General features: G+C 71.5%; 10 protein-coding genes. 1 reads left to right on the top strand and 9 read right to left on the bottom strand.

The genetic code is table 11. The features are described from left to right. Window positions 1-2: 2 nt before the first annotated feature. The 5 genes from Phou_RS30570 to Phou_RS30555 form a co-directional block, all read right to left on the bottom strand. Window positions 3-272, bottom strand: a complete 270-nt coding sequence (locus Phou_RS30570; RefSeq protein ID WP_173062287.1) for a hypothetical protein — start codon at window positions 270-272, stop codon at window positions 3-5. Beyond that, a complete protein-coding gene (locus tag Phou_RS51405; protein ID WP_218579274.1) occupies window positions 269-1063 on the bottom strand; it encodes an MFS transporter in 795 nt (264 codons plus the stop codon). Before Phou_RS51405 ends, Phou_RS30570 begins: the two co-directional genes overlap by 4 nt. Further along, window positions 1060-1650, bottom strand: coding sequence for an MFS transporter (locus Phou_RS51400; RefSeq protein ID WP_218579273.1), 591 nt, complete (start codon window positions 1648-1650; stop codon window positions 1060-1062). Before Phou_RS51400 ends, Phou_RS51405 begins: the two co-directional genes overlap by 4 nt. A gap of 91 nt (window positions 1651-1741) precedes the next feature. Further along, window positions 1742-2095, bottom strand: coding sequence for an ArsR/SmtB family transcription factor (locus tag Phou_RS30560; protein ID WP_173062284.1), 354 nt, complete (start codon window positions 2093-2095; stop codon window positions 1742-1744). Further along, window positions 2092-2538 (bottom strand): SRPBCC domain-containing protein, encoded by a 447-nt coding sequence (locus Phou_RS30555; RefSeq protein ID WP_173062280.1) that lies wholly within the window; start codon window positions 2536-2538, stop codon window positions 2092-2094. The genes Phou_RS30560 and Phou_RS30555 overlap by 4 nt, the downstream gene beginning before the upstream one ends. Window positions 2539-2830: 292 nt before the next feature. On the opposite strand from Phou_RS30555, the gene Phou_RS30550 reads away from it, so the two are divergent. Continuing rightward, a complete protein-coding gene (locus tag Phou_RS30550; RefSeq protein ID WP_173062277.1) occupies window positions 2831-5725 on the top strand; it encodes an AfsR/SARP family transcriptional regulator in 2895 nt (964 codons plus the stop codon). A 192-nt stretch (window positions 5726-5917) separates the two neighbouring features. Here the strand turns inward: Phou_RS30550 and Phou_RS30545 are convergent, their stop codons facing one another. From Phou_RS30545 to Phou_RS30535, 4 genes are all read right to left on the bottom strand, one after another. Then, on the bottom strand, window positions 5918-7354 hold the full coding sequence (locus Phou_RS30545; protein ID WP_173062274.1) for a fibronectin type III domain-containing protein: 1437 nt from the start codon (window positions 7352-7354) through the stop codon (window positions 5918-5920). A 219-nt stretch (window positions 7355-7573) separates the two neighbouring features. After that, a complete protein-coding gene (locus tag Phou_RS30540) occupies window positions 7574-7936 on the bottom strand; it encodes a nucleotidyltransferase domain-containing protein (RefSeq protein WP_173062271.1) in 363 nt (120 codons plus the stop codon). Further along, complete coding sequence (locus tag Phou_RS53230) at window positions 7933-9363, bottom strand: Tc toxin subunit A-related protein (RefSeq protein ID WP_246274086.1); 1431 nt, start codon at window positions 9361-9363, stop codon at window positions 7933-7935. The genes Phou_RS30540 and Phou_RS53230 overlap by 4 nt, the downstream gene beginning before the upstream one ends. Window positions 9364-11486: 2123 nt before the next feature. Then, on the bottom strand, window positions 11487-17525 hold the full coding sequence (locus Phou_RS30535) for a neuraminidase-like domain-containing protein (protein ID WP_173062268.1): 6039 nt from the start codon (window positions 17523-17525) through the stop codon (window positions 11487-11489). Window positions 17526-17542 lie beyond the last annotated feature (17 nt).

Raw genomic sequence — 17542 nt, 5'->3', positions numbered from 1 at the left:
GGCTAGCGGCCTCGGACGCGGCGCAGCTCCTGGACGCCTCGCCGGCCGATGTACCAGGTCGCCAGCCCGCTGATGAGGGCGTACATGACGAGGCCCGCCACGGCCGCCCACGCCGAGCCGCGCAGTTCGCCGTCGGCGGCGAAGGAGGCCGTCCACCAGGTCGCGGCCGCCAGCAGCAGCGCGGTGAGGCAGGCGCCGAACACAGTCATCGTCATGGCCGCCACGGCGCCGGCCCGCACCCGCACCGTCCGCGCCGACGAGTCGGTTGTCATGCGGAGGATCGTACGCGAGCGGGCTCGGCCACCTCGGTGGCTTGCGGGCGTGGGCGCAGCCCGACCCAGATGAGCGCGACCGCCACCACGATGGCGACCACCTGCGCCTGCATCGCCAGCTTGATGCCGTCGAGGATGTCGGTCCGGGTGGCGGCGATCGCGCCGAAGATGGGGATGCCGATCGTGACCGCGACCTGCTGCGACAGCGATGCCAGGCCGGTGGCCAGTCCCTGCTGGGAGTCCGGAAGGCCGGAGGTGGCGGTGACCGTGTACGCCACGATCGCGGTGACATGCCCGAAGAACAGCACGAACAGCGACGGAACGATGATGAACAGGCTGGCCGTCGACGTGCCGATCCACAGCAGCGGCACCGTCATGAGGCCCTGCGTGAGCAGGCCGGCGGCCAGGACGGTGCGGTAGCCGTAGCGGCCGATCAGGCGACCGGCGACGATCCCGGCGACGACGGCCGCCAGGCCCGGCACGCCGAAGACAAGGCCCACGGTGAACGGCTCGAGGCCGAGCACGTCCTGCATGTAGATGGTGAGGCCGAAGTTGACGCCGGTGGACATGACGAACGCGATCAGGCCGCCGAGGTTTCCCCACTTGATGTTCGGCCGGTTGAGCAGCGTCAGCGACGCCAGTGGCGCCTTGGCGCGCAGTTCGATGACCCAGAAGATCCCCAGCAGCACGGCGCCGGCGGCGAAGGCCGGCCAGTTCTGCATGGACACGCCGTACACCAGGGCGAGAAGGCCGGCGGTGACCGACACCGCGCCGGGCACGTCGAGCTTCACGCCGGCCGGGCGGGCGCTCTCACGGACCGCGAAGGGGTGACGGCCACGATGGCCACGGCCACCGGCACGTTGATCCAGAACGCCCACCGCCAGTCCAGCGCGCTCACCAGGCTGCCGCCCACGAGCGCGCCGACGGTGAACCCGCCGGACAGCAACGCGCCGTTGAGTCCCAGTACCCGCGCCCGCGCCCGCTCGTCGTGGACGGCCGTGACGAGCAGCGCCATCGCGGCGGGGATCGCGATCGCGTTGGCCAGGCCCTGCAGCACCCGCGCGGTCAGCAGCAGCGCCGCGCTGGTGGCGAACCCGCCGAGCAGCGAGGCCACGATGAGCAGCGCGATGCCGGTGATGAACATCCGGCGGCGCCCGACCAGGTCTCCCACCCGCCCGAACAGCAGGGTGAAGCCGGCCGCGGGCAGCGCGTACGCACTGGCGATCCACGGCAGGTCGGCCAGGTCCATGCCGACCACCTCACCCATCCGCGGCAACGCCACGTTGAGGATGGAGAAGTCCACGGAGAGCATGAAGCCGGCGCCGAGCAGGACGAGCAGCGTCAGCCGCTGCCTGCCGCCGATGTGTTCGGTCGTCATTGGACAGTCCTTTCCACCGCGGCGCAGGATGCAGCGCAGCACCGTACGACCGCGGTTCAGAAGAAAAAGAATTCGGCGAACGGAAAGAGTGCTACTGCGAATTCCGTTCGGCGGTTTCGGCGAAGCGCTTGATGGCGGCCAGCCGCCGGTCCCATTCGGTGGCCAGCGCGGTCATCCACCGCGCTGTCGCGTTGAGCGCGTCCGGCCGTACCGCGTACCGCACCTCGCGGCCGACCCGGGCGCCGGAAACCAGGCCGGCGGCGTCCAGGACGGCAAGGTGCTTCACGACCGCCTGCCGCGAGACGGGAAGCCGCTCGGCGAGTGCCGTCGCCGTGGCCTCGCCGTGCGCGGCGAGCAGGTCGAGCAGCTGCCGCCGGGTCGGGTCGGCCAGCGCGGCGAGGACGCTGTCAACCGCCTCGACGGCGCCGCCACGGTCGTCGGTCACACGGCCGATTGTTCCGCACGCTTCCTGACCATGTCGAACACCTGCGGCCAGCCGCTGGCATTGAACCGCACCGCCTTTTCCCGCGCCTGCGCGGATGTGTTCAGTGAGGCGAATCCGCTCTCGACGACCCGCAGCCGCGTCCCGCCGTCCTCGGTGCTCAACGTGAACTCGACGAGCGTGCTGTTGTCCTCGCGCAGTTCTTCGCCGGGAAACGCGCTCGTCCAGCGGTACGCCACATACGTCTGCGGCTCGACCTTCTCCACCCGGACAGCGACCTGACCGACGTTGGGGTTGTTCGCCACGAATGACGCGCCCTCCTCGGCCACCATTCCCGCGACGGCATCCTCGCTGGCCACCCAGAATCCGGGCGTGACGACGAGCGACCACACCCGCTCCAGTGACGCCTCGATGAGGGTGTCGCACTCGATCCGGTCCTCGCTCATGAAGCCTCCTCGTTCACCCAATGTGCAACCCCAGAGTTGCACATGATGCCGGCAGGCGCAACCCGCAGGTTGCACATCGGTGTGTGACCCGCGCCCCGCGCCGATCCCGGTGGGCTTGGCTGGCTAACCGCGAAAGTTGGCCGCATTTCCACTCCACAACCGGGTGGCGGCGACCAAACATTAAGCGGTCACGGCCCGACCAGTTTTCCGCGCCGCCGGTGTCTACCTCAAAGGGAGGGTCCGTCCATCGGCATGCGCCGGGCCCGGAGCCGCCCAGACCGAGGGGGAACGGATGGCAAACGCGCTCTACTTCCGGATCATGGGCTCGTTGGAGGTACGCCGGGACGGCCAGCTCGTGGAGGTCACCGCGCCCAAGCTGAGGATCATCCTGGCCTCGCTGCTGCTCCAGCCCGGCTCGGTGGTCCCGGTCGCCGCGCTCATCGACCGCATCTGGGAGGACGAGCCGCCGGCCGGTGCCCGCGCGACGCTGCAGACCTACACCGCGCGGCTGCGGCGGATCCTGGGCGTCGACGGAATCGTGAACACGCGTGCCGGTGGCTACGCGATCGACCTGCCGCCCGGCTCCTCGGACGTGCAGGACTTCGAGGCGCTGCTGGAGAAGGCGCGGTCGGCGGCGCTGCGGGCCGACCGCCAGGGCGAGCTCGACGCGCTGCGTACGGCGGTCGGGCTGTGGCGCGGGCCGATACTGTCCGATGTGGAGTCGCCGGCGCTGCACCGCCAGGACGTACCGCGCCTGCTGGAACGGTGCCTGCAGGCCGCCGAGCAGCGGTTCGAGCTGGAGGTCGCGACCGGCAACCACCGCGGCGTCGTCGAAGAGCTGCGCGCGCTCACCGCCCTGCACCCGCTGCGGGAAGGGCTGCGCGCCCAGCTGATGCGTACCCTGCACCGCTCGGGCCGGCGGGCCGAGGCGCTCGACGTCTACCGGGACACCCGCGCCCACCTGCGGGCCGAGCTCGGCCTCGACCCGGGAAACGAGCTGGAGTCGCTGCAGCAGGTGATCCTGAACGGGCAGGACGACCGCGCCGAGTCCGAGTGGGTGCCCTACCCGGTGCTGTGCCAGCTGCCACCGTCCATCGGCGACTTCGTCGGGCGGGCGGAGCAGTCCGGACGGTTGGCGGCGCTGCTCACGCGCGCCGACGCGGTACCGATCGCGGTGGTCAGCGGGGTGGCCGGCGTGGGCAAGTCGACGCTCGCGGTACACGTGGCCCACCAGCTGCGCTCGCGGTTTCCGGACGGCCAGCTGTACATCAACCTGGAGGGCGCCGGCCCGACGCCGCGAGATCCGGTGGAGGTACTCGGGGAGTTCCTGCACGCCCTCGGGCACCTGCCCGCCGCCCTGCCGCGAGGTCTGGGCGCGCGGGCCGCGGCGTTCCGGGCCCGGGTGGCCGACCGGCGGGTGCTGATCGTGCTCGACGACGCCGCCGACGCCGACCAGATCACCCCGCTGCTTCCCGGCACGCCCGGCGCGGCGGTGCTCGTCACCAGCCGCCGCACCCTTCCCGAGCTGCCGGGCGCACACCGGCACCGGTTGCCGCCGTTTTCGATCGACGAGGGCGTGACCCTGCTCAGCCGCATCGTGGACAGCCGCCGGGTGGCGGACGAGCGCGGGGTGGCGGAGGAGATCGTCGACCTGTGCGGCCGCCTGCCACTCGCGGTGCGCATCGTCGGCGCGCGCCTGCAGCCGGGAGCCACGGTCCGGCTCAGCGCACTGGCCGACCGGCTCCGCGACGACACCCGCCGCCTGGACGAGCTGTCGGTCGGCCGGCTCGAAGTCCGTTCCCAGCTCGAGCTGGCCTACTCCGGCCTCGCACCGCCGGTTCAGGTCGCGGTCCGGCGGATGGGGCTTCTGCCGCCCGGGCCGTTCGCGGCGTGGGCGCTCGGCGTGCTCTGCGACGACGCCGGCGGCGGCGACCGGCTCGCCGAGCAGCTGGCGACGGCCGGGCTCCTCGACCCGGTGGGCGCCGACGCGTGCGGCCAGTTCCGCTACCGGCCGCACGACCTTGTCGCCCTCTACGCCCGCGAGCTCGCCGGGCAGGAGGACGAAAGCCTGTCCCGGGCGGCGGTCAAGCGGCTGCTCGGCGAGCTGCTCCAGCTGGGCAACGAGGCCTACGCGGGCGCCACGCGGGTCAACGAAGGGCTGCCACCCGGCCCGCTCCCCGCCGACCTGCCGCCCGCCGCCTGCGACGCCGGCTGGCTGGCCAAGGACGCCGACGGATGGCTGCACGCCGAGCGGACGCTGCTGCTGCACATCATCGCGCAGGCCTGCCGCTACGGCTGGTACGACAGGGCCGCGATCCTCGCCGACCTCGTCATACCCGCGTTGGCCATCCGGGGCGGCTTCGAGCAGCTCGAACAGGCCCGGGCGCAGGTACGCGACGCGGCGCTCGCGGCCGGCGACCAGACGGTGGCCTACCGCGCGGAGACGAGCCGGGCCGACATCCTGCTGTCCCAGCGGGTCGACGAGGCCGCCAACGCCTTCGCCTCCTGCGTGCGGGTCTTCCGGCGGCTGGGCCTGCACCGCGAGCTGGTACACAGCCTCACCGGCCTGGCCTTCGCCCGCATCTGGCAGGGGCTGCCCGGCACCGCACACGCCCAGGAGGCCATCCGGGTCGCGGAGGCGGCCGGCGACCGCGAGAGCATCGTGCTGGCGCTGCGCACCCACGCCGAGACGCTGATCACCGACGAGCCGGCCGCCGCACTCCCCCTACTGGCGAAGGCCCTCGCCGTGGTGCGGGAGCTGGACAACCCGGAGGCGGAGCGCGCGATCCTCGTGCGCATCACCGACTGCGCCACCTCGCTCGGCGACCTGGAGACCGCGGAGCGGACGTACGCGCGAGCGAGCGAGCTCACCGACCCGCGGACCAACACGCTCGGCCATGCCTGGCTGCTGATGCATCACAGCCGGATGCGGCGGGTGCAAGGAGACCACCGCGCGGCGGTCGCGGAGGCGCGGCACGCCCGGGAGCTGATGGCGCAGGCGGGCGACACCCGCGGCGTGGCCACCGCATCCCTGCACCTGGCCGAGGCGCACCTCGTCGCGGGCGACGCCGGCGCCGCGGTGGCGGTCGTGCGCGAGACACTGTCCTCAATGGACGCCGATGCGCTGCCTCGGCTCAAGGCCCGGGCGGAGCTGCTCATCGACCGGGCCGCAGAGCAGTCGCGGTGAGCTGGTCGGCGTCAGGTAGTTGGCACTGCACGTCTGCACGAGCGGATCCGGCTCCGGCGCGACGCACACCGGAGCCGGGTCCTCGAGGGGAGGCCGCCGGGGGATGGCATGGGGGATGCCTCGCACCCGGCAGCCAGCCCCACCGTAGGGAGGTTCGCCTGCAAACCGCTGACGCAGCCCTGACGCACGCCGCTACGGCGGGGGCAGGTACGGCACGCGGACGGTCAGGTCGGCGCTGCGCGCGGACTCCATCCCCTGCGCGTCGACGGCGACGACCGTGAGCACCTGGGTGGTCGCCTGCGGGAGCAGGAGCGTCGCGGGCGCGGCCGCCACCTCCGCGAGGATCTCGGCACCCCGGTACACCCGGAAGCCGGTGGCGGGCTGGCCGCCGTCCGGCTGCGTCCAGGTCAGCGTCACCGCACCCGTCATGGGGTTGCCGGATGCCACCCGGAAGTCGGCCGGGCGTGCCGGCCGGGCGGCGGGACCGGCCGGCGTGGTGACGCGGATGACCGAGCTGAGCGGGCTCTGCCCGCAGGTGCCGGGCAGGGTGGCGGCGACGCGCAGGCGGTGGACGGTGGCCGGCGGCAGTCCGCTGAGCACGGTGGCCGTGCCGGCGCTGGTGCCGACCGCCGCGTCGCCGCTGTAGAGCGTGTATCCCTCGGCCCAGGCGTCGTACTGCCAGGAGAGCCGGATCGACGACGCGGACAGCGCGGTGGCGGTGAGGGCGGCCGGCCGCGGCGGGCTGGCCTGGCAGGTGGCGGTGTTCGCGGCGACCAGGACGGCGGGCGACTCGTTGCCGGCGGCGTCGAGCGCGGTGATCTGGAAGGTGTACCGGGCGGCGTGGTACAGGCCGCGCACCGTGGCGGACGGGCCGGTGGAGGTCGCCACGCGCCGGCCGGACTCGTAGACGGCGTACCCGCTCGCGCCGGTGGGCGGCGGCTGCCAGCCGAGGGTGACGGTGGTGTCGGTGCTCGCGGTGACGGTGGGCGCGGCGGGCGGCGCGGGTGTGCCGGCGGCGCCGGCCGCGGTCACGACGGTCACCGCCGTGGCCGGCGCGGCCGGGGCGGAGCAGCGCGGCTGGTGGGTGAGCGTGAAGGTGTACGCCGTGGCGGGGCTGAGGCCGCCGACGCGGATGCCGGACTGGTCGGTCGCGACGGGGCCGGCCGGGCCGCCGGTGACGACGGTGAGGCCCGGGTCGCCGTTGACCGTCCAGGTCAGCGAGACGGCGGAGGCGGTGACCGCGGTCGCGACCACGCCGGTGAGGGTGGCCGGCACGCACATTGGTGGCACGCCGGAGATGCCCAGGCGCCGGCTGATCGGTGCGGAGTGGGCGGACTCGCGGCCCAGGCCGTCGACCGCGGTGACGGTGTAGGTGCGGGTGCGCGCGAAGCCGAGATTGCGCAGTGGCGCGTGGGTCGTGGTGTTGCGGGCGATCTCGACGCCGCTTTCGTAGACGCGGAAGGCGCGGGCCCGCTGTCCTGGCGGCTGCCGCCAGGACAGCACGCCCGACTCGCCGCCCGCGCTGACGGTGAGGTCGACCGGTGCGGGTGGGCCGCTTTCCGGGTCCGCCGAGGCGGCGCCGCCGGAGAGGGCCAGGACGGCCGCCGTCACCATTGCCACATATCGCATGTCGCCTCCACACCGCCGGGAGACATATCGAAGTATGGGCATGCATGGCTTGTCAAGCGGTGGCGGGGCAACCGGCCCCCAGATAAGACAAAGGCCCCGTGCTGTTAGCCGTGGGCCTTTGCGAAATGACTCGATGGTCTTTTTGTGATGATGCTTTTCCTGCTTCGGACTATTCCGCACGCAATACTTCAACTTTAAGTGCCTTCGAGTACCACGATTCTAGGCAGCCGCGGGACCGCCGGGCAAGGATGTCGGGCGGCCTGTCCGCAAGTAGACACGTTGGCTCGTCTCGCGCAGGGTGTTGAGGTACGTGTGCGGCCGCGCGGACTCGACCGCCATTTCCCTCGGCGTGAGCAGGTGCAGGTCGACCGCGACCGGAAGCTCGCGCAGCGCCTCGCGCAGCTCGCGGTCGCGCAGCCACGGCGAGGCGGTGAACGGGCCGATCACGAGAATGTCGATGTCGCTGTACCGGTGCGTGGTGCCTTTTGCCCACGACCCGAAGAGGACTATCTCGTCCGGATCGCAGTGGGTGACGACGGCGTCGACGACGGCCGCGAGGGCCGGCGGCAGCGGGCCGGTCATGACGTGGTGAACGCGACGACCAGGTAAGCCTCCTTCAGGTCGTCGGCCGGCAGCGAGCGGAAGTCGGTCACGCCGGCGCGCCGCACCTTCACCGACAGCGGCCCGAGCAGGTTCTGCGGCGGGGCCACCGGATCGACGATCAGGTGGTGTGCCTCGTCCGGCCCGCCGAGCCGCGGCATCACGTGGCTGGCGGCCTGGGCGGCACCGGCGAACGTCAGGCTCACCTCGTAGCTGTCCGGGTGTGCGCTGTCCACGATCAGGTCAAGCCGAGTGATCTTGACGTTGGTGGCGGTACGGGCGCGGAACGGCAGGTGCTTGCGCTCCAGCGTCACGACGAGCTCCTGGTCGGTGCCGGGCTGCGGGGACAGGAAGCGCTGCCACTCGCCGGCGAACTCCCGGTTGAGCACGAACATCCGCGTGCCCGACTTCGGCACCACCGCCGCGAGGTGGGTCCTGGCCGCGTCGGCCAGCGCGCCGCTGCCCGGCTCGGCGGTGTACCGCACGTGCAGCACGACGTCCGAGATGGTGTTGAAGTCGAACTGGTTGTGCGCGGGCGGCAGGTCGATCGTCCAGGTGCTGACCGCGCCGGCTCCCTCGAACGGCAGGAACCGCTCGTCGTTGAAGTTCAGCTCGAACGTGCCGCTGTCGTTCTGGGCGTGGCTCGTCGCGATCGAGGTGATCGGCGCGTGCATGGCGGTGAACCGGTCGTCGGTCGGCGCCAGCGGGTCGCCGTAGCCGCCGGCCACGCCGTCCTTGACCCGCACCCCGTCGGCGGTCAGCGACAGCGTGCAGTTGACACTCGTGTACGGCCCGACCACGCAGGGGATGCTGATCGAGACGGCGGTGATCCGCCGCCGCAGGTGGCCCGGGTAGTCCAGGTCGTACAGCCACTCCGGCAGCGTCACCTGGCAGGTGCCGGTCGTCTTGAGGGTGAGCAGGGCGAGCGGGTCGACCTGGGCGAGCGAGACGTTTTTGCTGATCTCGAACGTGCGGGTGTTCCGCTCGAACCAGGCCGCTTCCATGCGGCGCAGGTCGTTGGCGAGCCGCTCGCCGGCCAGCAGCCCCTTCTTCAGGCCGTCCCAGTATCCGAACTGGACGAACGTGAGCGTGTCGTCGCCGAGCTCGTAACGCATCGCCGTCTCGGCGCGCTTGGCCATGTCGAACGCGAGCTGGTAGCCCTGGAAGTACACGGTGCTGACCTGCCGCAGCATCCAGTCGTAGAGCTGGCGGTTGGAGTACTTGGTGCGCAGGTAGTCCTCGATCCCCCGCGCCTGCTCGATCTGCGTCTGCTGGCTGGCCAGGTCGGCCTCGGCGATGGCGACCCGGACCTTGGCCGCCTCGATCTGGGCCAGCAGCTGGTTGACCTCGAGCCCCGCCTGGTTCTTCTGGAACTCCCACTCCTCGGCGCGGCGCTGGTAGCCGCCCATCGTGGTCGCCATGCCGGCCCACTTCTCGGCGGCGGTGGCGATCGCCGAGATCGTGGCGACCGCGCATTCGGCGGCCTTGGAGAACTTGACGCCGTCGGGCGTGTCGGCGGCCGCGACCGGCGATCCGCCGAAGCCGGAGGCGCCGATGGTGAACTTGGGGATGAACGTGAGGCCGCCGGCCAGCGCGTAGCCGAGCGCGATCGCCGTCTGCGCGAGTGTGGCGATGCCGCTGAGCGTGAGGGCGGTGCCTTCCCAGAGGTTGATGTACTCGCGGCCGCCGTAGTACTCGATCCGCCCCTCGGCGGTCTCCTTGGTCCGTTCCAGCGCCACCTGGTTGTGTTCGGCCTCCTTGACCTGCAGTCGCTTGATGTCGAGGGTGGCATCCAGCAGCCGCGCCTCGTTCGAGGCCCGGATCAGCTCCAGCGCCTCGGCGTCGCCGCGCTCGATCGCCGCCAGGAGCCGGTCGCCGAGGGCGCGCACGTCCTGGGTGAGCTCCAGCGCCTTCTGCAGCAGGACCCGGGAGCGGTACTGGCTGGACGGCGTGCCGCCCGGGCCGAGCACGGTGTCCAGGTCGACGCCGGCGGCCGCGGCCTGGACCAGCACCGCGGGGTCGATCGGCGGCTCGAACAGCGGCAGCTGCCGCACGATGCCGCGGATGTTCATGCAGTTGCGGATCTTCCAGAGCCGGTCCGCGACAAGGTCCCAGTAGTCGAGCAGGTCGCGGTTCTGCGGGATGCCGAAGTAGGAGATCGTCAGTACCGGCATCGGCTCGGCGCCCTCGTCGGTGCGAATCACCTGGACCGGCGAGTCGGTCAGGTTCTCCATCAGGACCTCGATCTTCTGGTTTCCGAACGGGTCCAGCTCGCCCTCGGCGGTCAGCTCGTTGTACGAGCGGTCGGCGCGGTTCACGTCCGGCACGGTGACCGGTCGCGGGCCCAGAATCTCCGAGGCCAGCAGGTACAGCGTGGTGGCCTCGTTGATGGACTCGATCGTGTCCTGCCGGAACAGCTGGTCGCCCCAGGCGACGAGGTTGTCGATGTACCGCATGACCACGGTCTTCTGGTACGCCACCGGCCGGTAGCGGGCGATCAGGTGCGGCTTGAACGGGCTGTTCTTCCAGGCCCGCAGCTGGTCCAGGTTGGCGCCGATGTCCTTGAGCAGCTCCTCGATGCGCTGGCGGCGGTACTGTTCGCGGTTCTGCTCGTGGAAGGGGCGCGTGACCCAGAAGCGCTGCGGTGACTCGACGCCGTCCGTGCTGGTCGGGTCGAAGATGAAGTGGAACCAGCGCATGGCCTCCTCGAACCGCTGGTTCTGGGTCAGCTTGGTGGCCACCAGCAGCGGGGCGTGGAAGAAGATCTCCCAGTTGTAGGTGCTGTAGGCGCCGCCGAGGTCGAAGTCGACGACGTCGCTGGCGGCCGACGGCCGCGACTGCGCCGGCGGTGCGGGGACGTAGTCGACGAACCGGTAGCTGTTGCCGGGGTGGTACGACTGCGGCGAGATCTGGATCCTGCGGTTGAGCAGCCCGTCGAGCCCGGACCGCTTCAGCTCGCGCAGGAACAGCGCCGAGTACGGGTGGTAGAAGGGCGTGAAGTCGTACCGCAGCCGTTGCAGCGTCTTGTTGTAGCCCATCAGCACCGTGCGCCAGTGCGGCTTGATGAAGAACGAGCGCTGCGGGTCCTGGTAGATCATCGGCGGCGGGAAGGTGACCGCCTCGTCGAACTGCAGGCCGTGCTGGGAGAAGACGAGGTCGAACGGGGCGCGCGCGCCGCGCAGCAGCGTCACGCTGCCCGCGCCTTCCAGGACGTTGAGCACGTTCGGGTTGGCCACCCGGGTGTTGTTGCGCAGCCGGGTGTACTCGAAGTGCATCCCGGACGGAAGGACCGTGCGGGGCATGGTCTCGCGGCCGCCGACGGCCCGCCCGATCGCCGCGCCGTTCGGGCCGAACGTGGTGCTGACCCAGGTGTGCGAGTCGGTCGCGGTCAGGTCGTCGGAGATGCTTCCGGTCGCGTTCTTGAGGTGGTACCTGCCGCTGAGGCCCTTCATGCGGGTGCCGACCACGGCCCCGTCGAACAGGAACGACGAGGAGTGCCACGGGCGGCCGGACTCGTCGTAGGCGGTGGCGGTCAGGCGCTGCTTGAGGCCGGTGTACGGGTCGGTGAACTGCGCCCCGTTGAACTCCACCGACGTCGAGATGTAGAGGTCCAGCCAGAGCATGTTCTCCTGCGAGCGGTACCGCGGCCGCAGGTTGTAGGAGTGCAGCGGCCGCTGCCACGGGTGCAGCAGCCGCTCGCGGGACAGCTTCTTGGCGGTCCAGCCGTCCTCCTTGCGCATCGTCCAGGCCAGCTGGATCTCCAGCTGGGTGGACGGGTCGGGGTGTCCTGCGGTTTGGCGCTGGGCTGGGCGGCCGGCTGCTTGCGCGGCTTCTGCGGCTTCTCGGTGAACACGAGCCAGAAGACGTACAGGGCACGGTTGTACACCACCGGGATGGCGTGGTCGCCGCCGATCTCCACGTCGATCCGCTCCCACGGCGACCAGGTGCCGTAGTTGAGGTCGTGCTGGCGGTAGAAGTAGACGGCGGGGTCGGCCTTGGTCCGCCCGATGACGTGCAGCCGGTTGATGTTCGGCGGCAGGTTGTCGTAGGGGTTGTCGTCGTCGACCTCGTAGTAGACGCCGGTGACCTCCAGCCGGGCCACCTCGTGGACCTTCTCCAGGTAGTGCCGGAAGGCCGCCTCGGCCGCGGCGTCGGTGATCTCGGCCTGCAGCAGCTCGCTTTCCAGCTCGTCGAAGAACGGGGTCTTGTCGTCGCGCAGCTCCGGCTCGATCCAGTTTTCCGGGTAGAGGAAGACCTTGCGGTTGGCTTCCCAGACCCGGTAGTTCTTCATCCACCGCCACTGTTTCCAGCTGTCCAGCGAGACGGTGTCGGCCAGCGCCGCCCGGGACACCTGGACGAACGCCTGCTCCTGGTTGAGCAGGCAGCGCTGCACGAACATCTGGGTCGCGCTGATCGCCTGCTTGGTGCGCGAGGTGAGCTGGCAGGAGCTCATCTGCACGTCGATCAGCACCCAGGCCAGCAGGTCGTCGGCGTCCTTCCAGCGCCGCGGGTTGGGCCACTGCTTGGCGTTGACCGTGATCGCCTCGTCTTCGGTGCGCAGCGAGTGCTCGACGAGCCACGCGGTGAGCGCGTCGCGCTTGCGCTCCCGCAGCCCGTCGACCAGCGGCGTGACCGTGGTGAGCCAGGCGCCGGTGGTGTAGTGGGCTTTGGCCGCCTGGCGTACCTGCTGCGCGGTGGTGAACTGCGCGCCGCCGGTGTCGCGGTCGCGGTCGGCCCAGGACAGCAGCTGGCCGGCGGTCACGCCGACGCGGCGGATGGCGTGGAAGCACTCCGCCAGCCGCAGGTAGGTGTCCACCGAGCGGTACGAGGAGGTGGCGCCGTGGGTGAAGCCGAGCCCGGTGTGCAGGTCGTCCAGGTCGTCGCGGTCCCAGCCGGTGAGGGCGCTGAGCCGGTCCAGCACCGTGCCGCCGGGCGAGCCGGCCGTCCGGGCCAGGTCGAGCAGCGCGGTCAGCGAGGTACCTTCCGGCGCCGGGTGCGCGTCCCGGAACCGCGCGAAGCGGTGCAGGGCCAGCCACCTGCCGTACAGCGGCGCGGCCGGTGCGGTGTCGACCGGCAGGTCGGCGGGGCTCAGGGCGCCGACCGCGGCGGCGTTCGCCAGCCACCAGGCGACCTCGGCCGGTTCGGTGATCCGGTGCAGGGTGAGCAGGATGCCGGCCTTGTGCAGCCGGCGGTAGCAGCGGAACAGCGGCCCGAAGGTGGCCCTGTCGACCGGGTTGGTGTACGCGCCGTCGGCGCCGGTGGCGGTCAGTGCGGGGTCGAGGAAGCGGTCCAGGACCGGGCTGCCGGCGTCGTCGAGGCCGTCGAGCAGCGCGGCGGCCTGCCCGTCGGTGAGGGCGAGTGCGGTGGCGACCGCCGCGATCACCTGCCCGCGCGGCTCGGCGGCGGGATTGCTGCGCAGGCTTTCCCGGACCGTGCCGATCTGCTGGGCGACGACCTCGTCGCGCAGGCCGTAGGCGGCGTCGGGCCGGGCGTTGAGCAGGTGGTCGAGGGCGGCGACGGCGATGCCGCCGGCGGCGATCGCGTCGGCCTGCCGGATCGTGTCGAGGGTCTGCGCGACGGTGGCGAACGGGTCGTCGATGCCGGCCAGTGCCAGCATCGTGACCAGGTCCGGTGCCCGCATCCCCAGCCCGCCGGCCAGGGCGGCGTAGCCGACGAGGGTGGAGAGGTTGGCGACGGTGAGCGCGCCGTCGGTGCGTGCCAGCAGCGGCGTGAGGTCGACGTCGCTGACGCCGAGGGCGGCGACCAGGGCCGGCCGGTGGTCGGCCAGCAGCGGGTCGCCGGCGATCGGCAGCGTGAACGCGGTGTCGACCGGGTTGGTGATCGTGGGGTTCTGGAAGCGGCGGCCGTAGGCGGAGCGGACCACCTTCTGCGGGTCCTCGGGGTTTCTGCGGTCGGCGGTGGGCAGCTCGCCGTACATGGCCAGCACCGTCTCGACGTCGACGCGCAGCCGGGACTGCAGCTCGCGGACCCGGGTGAGGCGCACGAGGGTGTCGCCGGAAAGGGCGCCGCCGCCGACTTTGGCCGCGCGGATCAGCAGGTCCAGCTCCCACATCTGCCACGGCGTGTGCCGCCACAGCCGCAGGAACCGGTGCATCCGGTCCAGCTTCGCCGCGGTGAGGTTGGTCAGCCGCTGCGCGCGCAGGCTGTAGGTGTTGGCCGGCCGTTCGATCACCGTGTGGCCGGCGCCGGCCGGGTTGACGAAGTCCACATCGCACAGCCGGAGCAGCTCGGCGTACGTGATCTTGGAGCGTTCGAGGAAGTCGGCGACCGGCATCGTGGCGGTGACCGACTCCAGCCCCCAGTACCTCTGCTGGTCCGCGTCGGTGGGCCGGGCGGTGGTGACGAGGTCGGTCTCGTGGGTGGAAATGCCGAGGTACTCCCCGGCGATGCTCACGTCGGACGGAGTCGGGCCGGTGGCCGCCTGGAAGCGGCTCATCAGCTCGTGGCGGGCGATGCCCAGGTGGCCGAGGAACACGCGCGCCTGCTCCTGCCAGAGGTTGAAGGCGCTGTGCATCGGGAAGTCGGCTTCCTTCAGCGTGTCGTACGCGGCCCTGCGCTCGTGCTCGGGGAACGCGCGCAGCTCCTGCGCCGTGCGCGTGGTCTGGTGGCCGGTGCCGGGCTCGCCCGGCGGCACCAGCGCCTCCAGCACCTCGTTGACCAGGTCGACGTAGGGCAGCGCGACGTTTGTGTTGTCGCAGTTGAGCTTCAGCGTCCCGAGGTCGGGGCGGCGCTTGAACAGCTGCTCGCGCACCGACTCGCCGGCGATCTCGGAGGGCTGCTCCTGCAGGAAGCGCAACACGTCGGCCAGGTACGCCGGCGGGCCGAGCACGGACAGGCAGTCGGGGCAGTCGCAGACGTCCATGGAGCCGAAAAGGGTCTCCAGGTTGGGCACGCCGCCGGAGAACTCCTCGAGCTCCTCGGCGGTGTAGGTGTGCGACACGATCGCCTTCGGTGTGGCGCGGTTGAGCTCGGTGCGGAAGGCCACCAACCGGTTGACCGCCTGGCCGTACTGGAACTCGGCCGTGCCGTAGACGGTCAGCGCCACCCGCTGGTCGACGCCGGCGCCGGCCAGGGTCTGCACGATCCGTTCCTTGCCCATGGTCAGCACCTGGAACGCGCTGTGGATGCCCTCGTCGAGCAGTACCCGGCCGAGCGTGGCGTCGGGGGCGATGCGCCGCACCCGCTGCAGCACCTTGAGCTCGCCGCGCACCGCGTCGTCGACGGTGAGGTTGTTGGTCGCCGTGTACGCGTCGACGCGGCTGGTGCGCAGGTCGAAGGCGGGCTGAGTGTCGACGAACTGCTGGATCTCGGCGACGTGGGCCAGCTGCGTGCGCGCACCCCGGCCGGCCTCGGCGACGAAGGCGACCGTGGGATAGAGGCGCTCGGCCTGCGCGGCCAGCGTGGCGGCATAGTTGGCGATCTTGTCGGCGGTGCTGGCGCCGTCGGTACCGGCGGGCACCGCTCCCCCGGCGTCGGTGATGACCTGTACCCAGTCCGCGTGCGCCAGCTTGGCGAAGTCGCGCGGCGCGCTGGCTCGGGCGTCGGCCGGGTCCTCGATCACGGTTTTGAGGTGGGCGGCCATCGGGGCGAAGTTCTTGGTGACCTCGCCGAGGCTGACCGCGGTCTCCAGGTCGTCGATCGCGTCCGGGCCGCCGAAGTCCGCCGGCCGGCTGCGGGCGTCGGCGAAGAAGTCGTCGCCGAGGGTCTTGTGGGTGTAGAAGGCGTCGGCGACCTTGCCGTAGTGGGCCGTGCCGACCGACGAGGTGTCCAGCAACGTCTTGAGGGTGCCGTCGCCGACCAGGATCGGCTTTTCCAGCAGGAACCGCTCGCGGGCCTCGGCCAGTGCGGCCAGGACGGCGTCGCGGCCGAGTGCGGTGCTGACCGGTATGTAGTTCTCCCGCACCGCGTTGTCGAACGCCTCGGCCAGCAGGCCGGGCTCCAGGAAGACGAGCCCGCTGGCCACCCGCTCGGTGACCTGGTCGACGAGGGTCCACTGCTGGGTGCTCTGCATCAGGTCGCTGGGCAGCGAGGGCGGCAGGTTCTGCCGGATGAAGGCGTAGACGGCGGCGGTGTCGACCGGCGCGGCGGCGATCTCGGCCGCGACCCGGTCGGCGATGACCAGGCGCATCACGTCGTTGACGCTCAGGCCGGTGTTGACCGCGACATGGGTGATCTCTTGTGCGGTGCCGGTCTCCTCCAGGTCGTGCAGGGCCAGCGAACCCGTCACGCGGGTCACGGCCGCCAGGCGCTGCTCGAACTCGGAGGCGCCGCGGTACGGCTGGCTGCCCTGGACGAAGTTGACCCAGGCGATGCGCGTCGGGTTGAACAGCACCTTCTGGTCCAGCACCGTGTTGGCGGCGTCGACCACCTTGACGAGCAGGTGGTATGGGCTGCGCCACTGTTTCGTGGCCGGGTCCAGCGGCGGGGTGTACGGGATGTCGTAGAACCCGGAGCCGGTCGTCGGCCGTTCGCCGAGCAGCGCCCCGGTGCCGCGGATCAGCTTCTCCCAGAGCTGGACCCGCACGCCGGCGCGGCCCTGCCAGAGCTCGTCGCGCACGGAGCCGCGCAGCCGGGCCGGCGCCGCCTCGGTGACCGCCTGCGGGTTGGCGCCGACGATCTGGCCGTTGAGCCGCCGCAGCGTCTCGCCCTCGACGTGTCCGGTGACCGGCAGCTGGTGGCGCTTCTGGAACGCGATCACCGCCTGCCGGGTGGAGGCGCCGAAGGTGGCGGTCTTGAACTCCTTCTCGTCGATCTGCAGGCCGAGGAAGGCCAGCGACCGCTGCAGCGTGCCGACGTGCTTGTTGGTCATGTTGAGCCGCAGGTTGCGGGTGAGCGTGGTGAGCCCGTCGGCGACGTCGACCTTCAGCTTCGCGACCGGCACCGGGCGGCTGGTGGCGACCGTTTCCATCCGGCGCAGGGTCAGCGGGTCCAGCTCGCCGGTGGCCTCCAGGTGGTACTTGCGCTGGAAGGCGACGATCGCCGCCCGGCTGGTCTCGCCGAGCCGCTTCTCGCGCAGCTCGACCGGGTCGATCCGCAGCTCCAGCTTGCCGATCCGGATGGCCGACAGCAGCGTGCGCTGGACCTGACCGACCTGGGTCCGGCTGCCCAGCCGGGCGGTGAGGGCGTCGCGTTCGAGGCGGTCGACGAGCTGCGGGGTCAGCGCGGTGTCCTCGGCCAGGCCTGCGCCGCGCAGGTAGGCGACAAGCGCGGCCTCGGTGCTGTGCCCGAAGCGGCGGCTGTTGGTCTCGGCGGGGTCGATCTGCTGGCCGGTGCGGGCCAGCAGCTGCTGGATCTTCGCCGCCCGGGTTTTGCTGTCGGTGAAGAACCGGTGGCTGAGGTCGCGGTTGAGCCGGTCGACGGTCTCGGCGGTCAGCTCGCCGGAGGCCGGCAGCCCGGCGGTGCGCTGGAACGCCCGGATCGCCTCCCGGGTGGAGGCGCCGAGCTCGCCGGTGGCGCGCTCGGCCGGGTCGACGGTGATGCGCAGCCGGCCCAGTCCCGCGTGGAGGTTGGCGACGTCCGGTGCGGTGGCGGTGATGCGGATGGGCGGCATGTCGAGTCTCGCTTTCG

The organism is Phytohabitans houttuyneae, from assembly GCF_011764425.1.
GTDB classification, from domain to species: domain Bacteria; phylum Actinomycetota; class Actinomycetes; order Mycobacteriales; family Micromonosporaceae; genus Phytohabitans; species Phytohabitans houttuyneae.
The sequence above is the reverse complement of the archived record's forward strand: the minus strand, read 5'-3'. Positions and strand labels throughout refer to the sequence as shown.

Coding starts and splice junctions, on each gene's coding strand:
- Phou_RS30570 (WP_173062287.1), bottom strand. CDS start 272: ATGACAACCGACTCGTCGGCGCGGACGGTGCGGGTGCGGGCCGGCGCC.
- Phou_RS51400 (WP_218579273.1), bottom strand. CDS start 1,650: ATGACGACCGAACACATCGGCGGCAGGCAGCGGCTGACGCTGCTCGTC.
- Phou_RS30555 (WP_173062280.1), bottom strand. CDS start 2,538: ATGAGCGAGGACCGGATCGAGTGCGACACCCTCATCGAGGCGTCACTG.
- Phou_RS30550 (WP_173062277.1), top strand. CDS start 2,831: ATGGCAAACGCGCTCTACTTCCGGATCATGGGCTCGTTGGAGGTACGC.
- Phou_RS30545 (WP_173062274.1), bottom strand. CDS start 7,354: ATGCGATATGTGGCAATGGTGACGGCGGCCGTCCTGGCCCTCTCCGGC.
- Phou_RS30540 (WP_173062271.1), bottom strand. CDS start 7,936: ATGACCGGCCCGCTGCCGCCGGCCCTCGCGGCCGTCGTCGACGCCGTC.
- Phou_RS53230 (WP_246274086.1), bottom strand. CDS start 9,363: ATGGGCGGCTACCAGCGCCGCGCCGAGGAGTGGGAGTTCCAGAAGAAC.
- Phou_RS30535 (WP_173062268.1), bottom strand. CDS start 17,525: ATGCCGCCCATCCGCATCACCGCCACCGCACCGGACGTCGCCAACCTC.